The organism is Dyella sp. (assembly GCF_035685885.1).
GTDB lineage: Bacteria > Pseudomonadota > Gammaproteobacteria > Xanthomonadales > Rhodanobacteraceae > Dyella.
Genome location: NZ_DASRZX010000131.1, coordinates 1 through 9,572, shown reverse-complemented (window position 1 = coordinate 9,572; position 9,572 = coordinate 1). Strand labels below are relative to the sequence as shown.

The 9,572-nt window shown below is 65.6% G+C and carries 11 protein-coding genes and 1 tRNA gene; 3 read left to right on the top strand and 9 right to left on the bottom strand.

Features of this window, described 5'->3' with window-relative positions:
- Positions 1 to 267: 267 nt before the first annotated feature.
- The 4 genes from VFG49_RS14915 to VFG49_RS14900 all read right to left on the bottom strand — a co-directional run bounded on the left by VFG49_RS14915 (position 268) and on the right by VFG49_RS14900 (position 2,854).
- Positions 268 to 343, bottom strand: a tRNA-Thr gene (locus VFG49_RS14915).
- Positions 344 to 380: 37 nt separating this feature from the next.
- Positions 381 to 1,094, bottom strand: a complete 714-nt coding sequence (locus tag VFG49_RS14910; RefSeq protein WP_324861881.1) for an SPOR domain-containing protein — start codon at positions 1,092 to 1,094, stop codon at positions 381 to 383.
- A gap of 36 nt (positions 1,095 to 1,130) precedes the next feature.
- Positions 1,131 to 1,889, bottom strand: a complete 759-nt coding sequence (locus VFG49_RS14905; RefSeq protein ID WP_324861878.1) for a type III pantothenate kinase — start codon at positions 1,887 to 1,889, stop codon at positions 1,131 to 1,133.
- Entirely contained in the window at positions 1,886 to 2,854 is a 969-nt protein-coding gene (locus VFG49_RS14900; protein ID WP_324861876.1) for a biotin--[acetyl-CoA-carboxylase] ligase, read from the bottom strand. Before VFG49_RS14900 ends, VFG49_RS14905 begins: the two co-directional genes overlap by 4 nt.
- A gap of 333 nt (positions 2,855 to 3,187) precedes the next feature.
- On the opposite strand from VFG49_RS14900, the gene VFG49_RS14895 reads away from it, so the two are divergent.
- The gene (locus tag VFG49_RS14895; protein WP_324861874.1) at positions 3,188 to 3,403 is read left to right on the top strand and encodes a hypothetical protein; all 216 of its coding nucleotides are present in this window, start codon (positions 3,188 to 3,190) and stop codon (positions 3,401 to 3,403) included.
- Between the two features lie 11 nt (positions 3,404 to 3,414).
- A complete protein-coding gene (locus tag VFG49_RS14890; protein WP_324861872.1) occupies positions 3,415 to 4,182 on the top strand; it encodes a M90 family metallopeptidase in 768 nt (255 codons plus the stop codon).
- Positions 4,183 to 4,290: 108 nt separating this feature from the next.
- Here VFG49_RS14890 and VFG49_RS14885 read toward each other — a convergent pair whose 3' ends face one another.
- The 5 genes from VFG49_RS14885 to VFG49_RS14865 form a co-directional block, all read right to left on the bottom strand.
- A complete protein-coding gene (locus tag VFG49_RS14885; RefSeq protein ID WP_324861870.1) occupies positions 4,291 to 5,709 on the bottom strand; it encodes an ATP-binding protein in 1,419 nt (472 codons plus the stop codon).
- Positions 5,675 to 6,367, bottom strand: coding sequence for a response regulator transcription factor (locus VFG49_RS14880; protein WP_199100646.1), 693 nt, complete (start codon positions 6,365 to 6,367; stop codon positions 5,675 to 5,677). Before VFG49_RS14880 ends, VFG49_RS14885 begins: the two co-directional genes overlap by 35 nt.
- Entirely contained in the window at positions 6,367 to 6,672 is a 306-nt protein-coding gene (locus VFG49_RS14875) for a hypothetical protein (RefSeq protein WP_324861866.1), read from the bottom strand. Before VFG49_RS14875 ends, VFG49_RS14880 begins: the two co-directional genes overlap by 1 nt.
- A 108-nt stretch (positions 6,673 to 6,780) precedes the next feature.
- Positions 6,781 to 7,785: a tRNA dihydrouridine(20/20a) synthase DusA gene (dusA, locus tag VFG49_RS14870; protein ID WP_324861864.1), complete on the bottom strand. Its 1,005-nt coding sequence runs from the start codon at positions 7,783 to 7,785 to the stop codon at positions 6,781 to 6,783.
- Positions 7,786 to 7,806: 21 nt separating this feature from the next.
- Positions 7,807 to 8,436: a TMEM175 family protein gene (locus VFG49_RS14865; RefSeq protein WP_324861862.1), complete on the bottom strand. Its 630-nt coding sequence runs from the start codon at positions 8,434 to 8,436 to the stop codon at positions 7,807 to 7,809.
- A 366-nt stretch (positions 8,437 to 8,802) separates the two neighbouring features.
- Here VFG49_RS14865 and VFG49_RS14860 point away from each other — a divergent pair.
- Positions 8,803 to 9,572: ferredoxin--NADP reductase (locus VFG49_RS14860; protein WP_324861860.1), on the top strand; the 770-nt coding region annotated here is incomplete at its 3' end.

Sequence of the window (9,572 nt, the reverse complement as noted above, 5' to 3'; positions counted from 1 at the left end):
GCTAAGCACTAAATTCTGTAGGGACTAAATATTTTTCCTATCCTCTATCCTATATTTTAGAGAGTGGGAGTGCAGCCTTTTGAAGGCCCCCATTCAGGGGTGGGGGTGAGGTATCTGGTATTGAAGATACTGAAAGTTGGTCTCAGAGAGGCCATGAGAGCTTGATTAATCTTCAATGTTACGTCGTATACCTCTTAAAATGATACCCATAATGCTTCCCAAAGATGTGCTAGATTTAACCTACAACATATAAGTTACTAATTATATTGGTGCCGCTTGTCCGACTCGAACGGACGACCTACTGATTACAAATCAGTTGCTCTACCAACTGAGCTATACCGGCATGGGAGGCGAAGTCTAGCAGGCCGGTGGCTTGGGACTCAAAAACAGCCGGTGCTGTGCGAGCCCACGCCGCGCACGCGATTGCGCCAGTCGGAGCGTCCGCTGTCCGCGATCACGACGTCCAGCCAGTATTCCGGCACGCTTTCGGTGCGTTCGCTCATCTGTGCGGGGAAGCCGGCGGCCACTACCTGGTCGCGGCGGCGGCGCGCGTTGGCCGGATCCTTGAACAGTCCCAGCGAGACGGTGTTGGACTGTCCACCATTGCTGACGATGAAGTATTCGCCCACGTTGGCGGCGCTCAGCCGATGGCCGAGTTCCAGCGCGCGGTCGCGACTGCCGCCGGCCGGCAGGAACACCCACCAGCCCGTGGTTTGCATGGTCTGCTCCTGGCGGGAGCGCATGCGGGCGGCCTGGCTGCTGAGGGCGCTGCGCGCGTTGCGCATGTCGGTCTGCGTGGTGAAGGGGCCGAGCGCCATGCAGGTGTAGCTGGTTTGCTGCGTCGATTTGGGCGCCGAAACAGGCACCGAGGGCGGGGCGGGCGTCGACTCGGCAGGAGCGGCGGCGACGGATGTGGAAGCGATCGGTGCCAGCGCGCTGGCTGGTGGCACGGGACGTTCGCTCAGCAGATGCAGTTCCGGCACGCCCGGATCGCTGGCGCTGCGGCCATGCACGTCGTCCTGGCCCAGCAACAGCCATGCGCCTACCGCGATATTGAGTGCAATCAGCAAGACAAAGAGCAGGCGCAGGAACATCGTCGATCCGTCAGGCAAACGATCAGAGCCGGCATTCTAGAAAGCCGGCGCCAAAGGGGAATGTGCGTCCGACCACACCGCCAGCCCGCGCAGCACACCATCCGGGCTCAGGCGGGCCGGATGGGAAAGCAGCGGCAGCAGGACTTCAGCATCGCCGCCGCCGAGCACCAGCATGGGCGAGCCGCCGAGAGGGCCGGACATATGCGCGACGAAGCGCTCGATCAGCGCGGCAGCGGCCTGCCAGCAGCCGGAGGCCACCGCGTCCGGGGTGTTGTCCGCCGCTTCCAGGATGCGACCTGGTCGCTCGACCCGCACGCGCGATGTCGCTCCCAGCAATGATTGCTGCATCAGCTGCGGGCCCGGTGCGATGAGGCCACCGAGGTGCTGGCCGTCGGCGGTCAGCGCGTCCAGCGTCAGTGCTGTGCCGACACCGGCCAGCACGCAGGGCAGCGGCGAGTCGGCATGCACGGCCACCATGGCGAGGAAGCGATCCACGCCCAGCCGCGACGGCTCCGGATAGGCGTTGCGCACGCCGCACGCTTCCGCCGGCGTTCGCAGCCACTCGATGTCGAGTGCGAAACAGGCCGATATCACGGCGGCGATCTGCGATTCGCGTCCGCCATCGACCACCGATGCGCCGAACACGCGGTTCGGCGTCGCCATGCCGCGCCAGGCGTCGTGCAAGGCAAGCACCACGTCTTCGTTCCAGCCCACGGCACCCTGCGCGGCCCAGGCAGCGCCCTCGCGCAGCGCCCACTTGAGCCGCGTATTGCCAAGGTCGAGCAGCAGCTTCATGTGCGTCGCACCGAGACGTCGGCGCTGTCGATGGCGCGCAGGCCGTCATGCGTTTCCAGCAACAGCGCGCCGCGCGCATCCACGCCGGCACCGATGCCGTGCGTGTCGGCGGCGCCCTGCACCCGCAATGCCTTGCCGAGCAGCAGGTCATGCTGGGCGTATTCGCCAACGAACGCGGCGAAGCCTTCGCGTTCGAACTGGATGAGGCCTTCGGCCAACGCGCCGATGAGCGCGGATGCCACGCGGTTGCGATCCGGCGCGTCGCCAGCAGCCAGCGAGGCCAGGTCGTTCACCGGCTGGCCGGCCTGCTCGCGCAGGGCGGAGGTCAGGCGCACGTTGAGTCCCACGCCGATGATGGCCGCACATGGCCCTTGGTATTCGCCGCTGAGCTCGACCAGGATGCCGGCCAGCTTGCCGTCGCCCGAAAGCACATCGTTGGGCCATTTGAGCCCGGCACCGTCGATGCCCAACGCCTCGAGCGTGCGCATCACGATCACGCCGACCGCCAGCGACAGGCCCGACAGCGCGGCAAAGCCGGCATCGAAGCGCTTGAGGCACGACAGATAGATATTCAGCCCCGGCGGCGACAGCCAGGTGCGGCCGCGGCGGCCCCGCCCCGCGCTCTGCGTCTCCGCCAGCACGATGCTGAGGTCCGGCAGGTTCGCGGCGCGACGCTGGATTTCACTGGATGTCGAGTCGATCTCCCAATGCAGTTCGAGCAGGCCCACCTGCTTGCGCACCTTCGCCGGCAGCGCCGCCTTGATGGCCGCGGCGTCCAGCAGTTGGAGCGGCCAAGGCAATCGGTAGCCGGCGGTGCCCTGCGACTGCACCGGCACGCCCCGCGCGCGCAAGGATTCCACCTGCTTCCAGATGGCGGCTCGGGTGATGCCCGCACGCTCAGCCAGCTGGGCGCCCGATACCGTGCCTCCATCCGCCAACGCCAACAGCAGCTCCTGGGCTTGCATCAGCGGGCGCCCACGCCCGACACGTTGCGCGCAAAGGCGCCTGCGGCGAGTTCCGTGGTGGGGGATGAATGGGGCATCGGTGAATTCTAGCCTGCGCCTTGCTGGCTCCGCAGGCCGTTGGGTGCCATGACTTCTGGGACTCGCAGCCACCCTGAGATCGGCTCCGGGCACTGGCATCGACTGCGGCTTTCTGCCAGCATCGGGATCTTCGATTGCGGATCAAGGGGTTGAGCCGCCATGGGTACCGGGAAGTTCTTGATTGGCTGTGTACTGTGCGTCGGCGGCGTAAGCGCTGCTTCGGCCATGGACGCGGACGGCCAGGACTTGACCTCCATGCAGCATGCCCTGGATGGCACCACCGGCAGTCATGATGGCGGTAGCAGCGGCGGCGACGCGCTGGGCCTGTCGCGTGAAGCGACCACGCCTTCCAGTTCCTCTTCTTCGTCGTCCAGCAGCGACAACTGCCCGAGCACCAATCAGGCCACGCCGAGCCGTACCCGGCGCGCCACGCTGGGTTGGCAGTCCCTGCTTCCGGGTTCCATCCAGTAAGTCCACGGCCCGTGCCGGATTCCTGGTGGCGGCGCTTTCGCGCCTATCTCACTCCTCCCCCGCTTGGCGACGCGATCTGGCGTGACGCCCTCGCCGCGTGTCCGTTGGCGCGGCGGCTGGATCGCGGTCGGCAGGACGAGTTGCGCCAACTGGCAGCGGTGTTCCTTGCCCGCAAGCGATTCCACGGGCTTGCCGGTGCCGAGCCCAGCGAGCTGCAGTGCACGCTGATCGCCCTGCAGGCCTGCCTGCCGGTGCTGCGGCAGGGGCCGCGGGCGCTGCGCGGCTGGCAGGACATCCTGCTGTATCCCGGGGAATTCAAGGTAAGGCGCAGCCATCACGACGATCGCAGCGGCGTGGTCACCGAAAGCGATGACGTGCTGATCGGCGAGGCCTGGGAGCGCGGACCGCTGGTGCTCTCGCTGGCGGACGTGCAACTGGATCTGGAACAACCGTGGGACGGCTACAACGTGGTCGTGCACGAAATGGCGCACAAGCTCGACATGCTCGATGGCCCACCCGACGGCGTGCCCCTGCTGCCTCCGCATATTGCGCGCCGCCAGTGGATCGTGGCGTTCCAGCGCGCGTTCGATCATCTCTCCAACGACGTCGCACGCGGGCGCGACACCTTGATCGACCCTTATGCGGCCGAAGGCGCGGATGAGTTCTTTGCCGTGGTGAGCGAGCTGCACTGGTCGCAACCGGGCGTGCTGAGGCGTGCGGATGCGCCAGTGGCGGAGTTGCTTGCAGCGTTTTACGGGGCGTCACCGGCGCCGGGTTGATGAGAGGCTTCTTGTAGGAGCGCACCCAGTGCGCGATCGCAGCCCTGATGAGTGGCTACGTGGATTGATCGCGCACTGGGTGCGCTCCTACAAACGCGGCGGGGGTGTTCAACCCGGCGGCAGCTTGACGCTGAAGCGCGCGCCGTTGAATTCCGGCGACCGGTCGACCTGCAGTTCGCCGCCGTAGGCGCGGATGATGTCCTGCACGATGGACAGGCCGATGCCGTGGCCCTGGACGCGCTCGTCGCCACGCACGCCGCGCTGGAGCACGCTTTCGATCTTGTCGTCGTCGATGCCCGGGCCGTCGTCTTCCACGCTGATCCACAGGCCGGCGCGCGGGCGGCCCGCCACGGGGCGCATCTTCACCACGAGCAGCACCCGGTGGCGCGCCCACTTGAAGGCGTTCTCCAACAGGTTGCCCATCAGCTCCAGCAAGTCACCCTGCTCGCCGTAGAACGCCGCGTTGTCGTCGATATCGAACTCGCACAGCACGTTCTTCGCCGCGTAGACCTTCTCCAGGCTCTGCACGAGATCCTCGGCGTGGCCAGCGATGGGTATGGTGGTAGCCGCGAAGGTTTGGCGTCCGGACGTGGCCGCACGGGCCAGCTGGTAGGCAACCAGTTCGTCCATCTTGCGCACTTGGTCCAGCACCTGGTCACGCAAACCCGATTCGCCGCTGACGGTTTCCAGGCCGGAGCGGACGACGGCGAGCGGTGTCTTGAGGCTGTGGGCGAGATCAGCGAGCGTGTTGCGCGTACGCACGCGTTGTTCGCGCTCGCTGTCGATGAAGGCGTTGATGCGTTCGGTCAGGCCGGTGAGCTCGGCGGGATACTGATCGCCCAGGTGATCGCGGTCGCCGCGCTCCACGCGGCTCATTTCGTTGGCCACTTTACGCAACGGCGTGAGGCTCCAGCGCAGCAGCAACATCTGCAGCAGGATCAGCATCACGCCCAGGGACGACAGCCAAAAGATCAGGCTGCGTCGGAAGACCGCGTTGCGGCCCTCGAGCTGGTCTTCGGTCTGCGCCACCATGAAGGTGAGATGCACGGATTTCTTCTCGGCCGTGTCCAGCGCCACGCCGTAGATGTAGTAGTACAGGCGACCCATGCGTGTATCGACGGGGCCGACGAACTGACCTTCACCCGGTTCAAGCGCGTGGAGAAAGCCGAAATCACGGCCGATGGCCGACGGTGATTCCCAGCGGAAACCGTTGTCGCCGATGGCGACAGCATAGAGACCCGACCCCGGCCGCGAGAAACTCGGGTCAGGCGGCGTATCGGGCAACAGCACTTTGCCGGAGCGACCAACTTCGGTGCCGGCAAGGTAGGCCACGACGAAATTCTGCAGGCGATCCTGCAGGCCCTTCAGTGCGCTGTCGGCGGCGGTGCGGGTGAGGGTAAGGCCAACCACGCCGAGGAAAGCCGCCAGCACGAAGCCGGTGGCCAGCGCCGCGCGCGCCGCCAGTGAAAACGGGCGGCGCGGCGGAGGAGGATCATTCGTCGTCGCTTTCGCTGCGAGGGATGGCAAAGCGGTATCCGCGTCCACGTACCGTCTCGATGGGCTTGAGGTTGCCTTCGGGGTCGAGCTTCCTGCGCAGACGGCCGATGAAGACCTCCAGCACATTGGAGTCGCGATCGAAATCCTGCTGGTAGATGTGCTCGGTGAGGTCGGCCTTGGAGACCAGCTCTCCCGCATGCAGCATCAGGTATTCGAGCACCTTGTACTCGTAACTGGTGAGGTCGACGGGCTTGCCTTCCACCACCACCGTCTGGGCCGTCGTGTCGAGCTTGATCGGGCCGCAGGCAAGAACCGGCTTGGACCAGCCGCTCGCACGACGCACGAGCGCGTTGATGCGGGCCAGCAGTTCCTCGACATGGAACGGCTTGACCAGGTAGTCGTCGGCACCGTGCTTGAGGCCTTCCACCTTGTCCTGCCAGCCGCCGCGGGCGGTGAGGATCAGGATCGGGTAGCGCTGGCCGGCCTCGCGCAGCGACTTGATCAGGTCCATGCCCGACATCTTGGGCAGGCCCAGGTCGATGATGGCGAGGTCGAACGGCACCTCACGACCGAGGTACATGCCCTCTTCACCGTCCTGGGCTGCATCGACGGCAAAACCATCGCGCTTCAGGCGGGCAGCGAGCGTTTCGCGCAGCGGCGCCTCGTCCTCAACCAAAAGGATGCGCATCAGTGTTTCTCCTTGTTGCTCTCGCCGTCAGTGGACGGGTTCTTGGTCGAATCGTTGGAAGCCGCCTTCGCGGCCTCCGTGGTCACGGTCACCACGCGGACGTGGCCCGTGGGGGTAAGTACCTTTACACGATGTTCGAAAGAGCTGCGTCCGCGCCGCACGGTACTGGCTGACAGGACTTTCCCACCCGTTTCCTTCTGCACCTGGGTCACCGCCTGCTCCAGCGACATGGCCGGCTCGGCCGACTGCCCCGCCCAGGCGGCCGAACCCGCCGACAGCGAAAGCACTACGACCAGGGAACGCAAAATTGTTTTCATTTCGTTAAGCGAGCCCGGTTTCGGCGGGGTTACGGAATGTATCGTCGTTCAGACTATGAAATCGGGGCTGAATATTGACCGGATAGACGAGCGGCGTCACGCCGCGACCCGGGGTTGCTGCATGGCTTGCTCAATCAGTGACCAGCCGGCACCCGGCAAATGGGCACCCTCACTGAGGTGCCGGCGGAAGCTGCGGGCCCCGGGCTCGCCCTGATACAAGCCCAGCAAATGCCGGCTGATGTGCTTGAGCGCCGTGCCGCGCGCCAGTTCGGCTTCGACGTACGGGCGCAGCCTCATCAGCACGTCATCCCGCGACGGCAGTGGCTCGCCATAAAGCGCCGCTTCGACGTAAGCCAGCACGTAGGGGTCGTGATAGGCGGCGCGGCCCAGCATGACGCCGTCCACGTGGGCCAGGTGGGCCTGCACCTCTTCCACCCGGGTGATGCCGCCGTTGATCACGATGATCAGCGCTGGGAAGTCGCGCTTGAGCCGGTAGACACGCTCGTAGTTGAGCGGGGGGATCTCGCGGTTTTCCTTGGGACTCAGGCCCTGCAGCCAGGCCTTGCGGGCGTGCACCACCAGCACCTCGACCCCGGCGCCAAGCATGGTTTCGGTGAAGTGCTGAAGGTCGGCGTAGTCGTCCTGGTCGTCCACGCCGATGCGGCACTTCACCGTCACCGGCACGTCCACCGCATCTCGCACGGCCTTGACGCAATCGCCCACCAGCACCGGCTCGCGCATCAGGCACGCGCCGAAGCGCCCCGACTGCACGCGGTCGGAGGGACAACCCACGTTGAGGTTGATCTCGTCATAGCCGGCGTCGGCGCCGTAGCGCGCGGCGATGGCCAGTTCGTTCGGCTCGCTGCCGCCCAGTTGCAGTGCAACCGGGTGCTCCTGCTGGCTGTGTTCAAGCAGGCGCAGCTGCTTGCCTCGAACCAGCGCGGCACTGGTCACCATCTCGGTATACAGGCGGGCGTGCGGCGACAACAGCCGGTGGAAATACCGGCAGTGGCGGTCCGTCCAGTCCATCATGGGCGCGACGGTGAGACGCCAGTCGTCCTTTTCCAGCGGCTGGCGGGTGTTTTCGGCGGGGGCTGACATGCTCCCATTGTACCGGCTGCTTCAGGCCGCGGCCGCCAGCTGCCCCTGGCGCCAGGCAACCCAGCGCAGCGGCAGGGCCACCAGCACGCAGAGCACCGCTACCGCCAGGAAGCCGAGCTGGTACATCGCCACGGCGACGAAAACGGCCACGGCAAAGCACAGCTTGCACAGCAGTTCCAGCGATGCCGGCCTGGAGATATCCGCAGTCAGGCGCGCCACGAAGCCCGCATACCCCCACAGCAATGCCATGACGGCGTACAGCGCGGCAAACACCAGCGCATAGACGAGATAGGCGCCCTCCTTCGACGGATGGGTCAGCGCGAAACGCACCACCACGGGCACCAGCGCCACCAGGCTCAGCAGCACCATGTTGATCACGGTGCCGGCGACGTCGATGTCGCGCAGGTGGGAGACGATGCGCCGGTGCACCACCCAGACCAGGCCGATCAGGAAGAAACTGAGAAAGTAGGTCAGCAGGGGCGGCCCCCACGAGTCCCACAGCGAGACGCCCTCGCCTGGCTCGGGCTTGATCTCGATGGCCGACAAGGTGATCGCGATGGCGAAGACGCCATCGGAAAGCATCACCAGTCGCTCCAGATGCCGTTGTGCCGTGTTCCGCTCGGCGACCGGCGATTCCGTTCCCTGCGTCATGTCCACTCCCCTGATGTCGGCCGGGGGCAGCAAGGCGATCGTGATTCCCAGCGCGCTGCTCCCTCTTCGCGGCATGATGCCGCAGCAATCTGGCCCGGGCGAGTGCCTCAAGGCGGCCAGCGCCCGTCTGATCCGTGCAAGTCCGCGCCGCTACACCGACTTGAACCCTGGGCCGGCGCGTGGACGAGGACGAGGCCTGATCATGAACGGAGCGGCGCCCGATGGCATAATGCACGCCCATGCGCTGCACCCAAGGCAGCACTCGTCAGGCGCAGCGACCCATCGCCTTCCCCATACGAGTCCGGCATCAGCCTCTGGCTGGCGCTGTTGCCTGCAGCTTTCCCCCTTCTACGACGGTAACCGGCAATGGTGGCATTGGCGACGGAGCACGTGATCGACGTGCACCACTGGAACGACAGTCTCTTCAGTTTCCGCACGACGCGCGATCCTGGCTTCCGCTTCGAGAGCGGCCAGTTCGTGATGATTGGCCTGGAAGTGGATGGGCGCCCCTTGATGCGCGCCTATTCCATCGCCAGCGCGAATTACGAAGAGCACCTGGAGTTCTTTAGCATCAAGGTGCCCAACGGTCCGCTGACATCGCGCCTGCAGCACCTCCAGCCGGGTGATCCGCTCATCGTCAGCCGCAAGCCGACCGGCACGCTGGTGCTCAACGACCTCAAGCCCGGCAAGCATCTCTACCTGCTGGGCACCGGCACCGGCCTCGCGCCGTTCTTGAGCCTGGCGCGCGACCCGGAAACCTACGAGCGTTTCGAGAAGATCGTGATCGCGCACGGCGTGCGCAACGTCAACGATCTCGCCTATCAGGACTATCTCGAAAACGAGCTGCCCAAGCACGAATATCTCGGCGAGCTGGTTCGCGAGAAGCTCATCTACTACCCGACCGTGACGCGCGAGCCGTTCCCGAATCGCGGGCGCATCACCGATGCGATTGTCGATGGCGTCATGAGCCAGGCTATCGGCCTGCCGCCGCTGGACCCGGCAACCGATCGCGTGATGCTCTGTGGCAGCCCCTCGATGCTGGCCGACACCTGCGCCCTGCTTGATGGCCGAGGTTTCCAGGTGTCGCCGCGCACGCGCGAGCCGGGCGACTACGTCATCGAGCGCGCGTTCGTCGA

What these genes read in the sequence shown, in the direction of transcription:
- VFG49_RS14905 (WP_324861878.1), bottom strand. Translation starts at nt 1,889, where the DNA reads ATGAAGCTGCTGCTCGACCTTGGCAATACGCGGCTCAAGTGGGCGCTG.
- VFG49_RS14865 (WP_324861862.1), bottom strand. Translation starts at nt 8,436, where the DNA reads ATGACGCAGGGAACGGAATCGCCGGTCGCCGAGCGGAACACGGCACAA.
- VFG49_RS14910 (WP_324861881.1), bottom strand. Translation starts at nt 1,094, where the DNA reads ATGTTCCTGCGCCTGCTCTTTGTCTTGCTGATTGCACTCAATATCGCG.
- VFG49_RS14900 (WP_324861876.1), bottom strand. Translation starts at nt 2,854, where the DNA reads ATGCAAGCCCAGGAGCTGCTGTTGGCGTTGGCGGATGGAGGCACGGTA.
- VFG49_RS14895 (WP_324861874.1), top strand. Translation starts at nt 3,188, where the DNA reads ATGCAGCATGCCCTGGATGGCACCACCGGCAGTCATGATGGCGGTAGC.
- dusA (WP_324861864.1), bottom strand. Translation starts at nt 7,785, where the DNA reads ATGTCAGCCCCCGCCGAAAACACCCGCCAGCCGCTGGAAAAGGACGAC.
- VFG49_RS14880 (WP_199100646.1), bottom strand. Translation starts at nt 6,367, where the DNA reads ATGCGCATCCTTTTGGTTGAGGACGAGGCGCCGCTGCGCGAAACGCTC.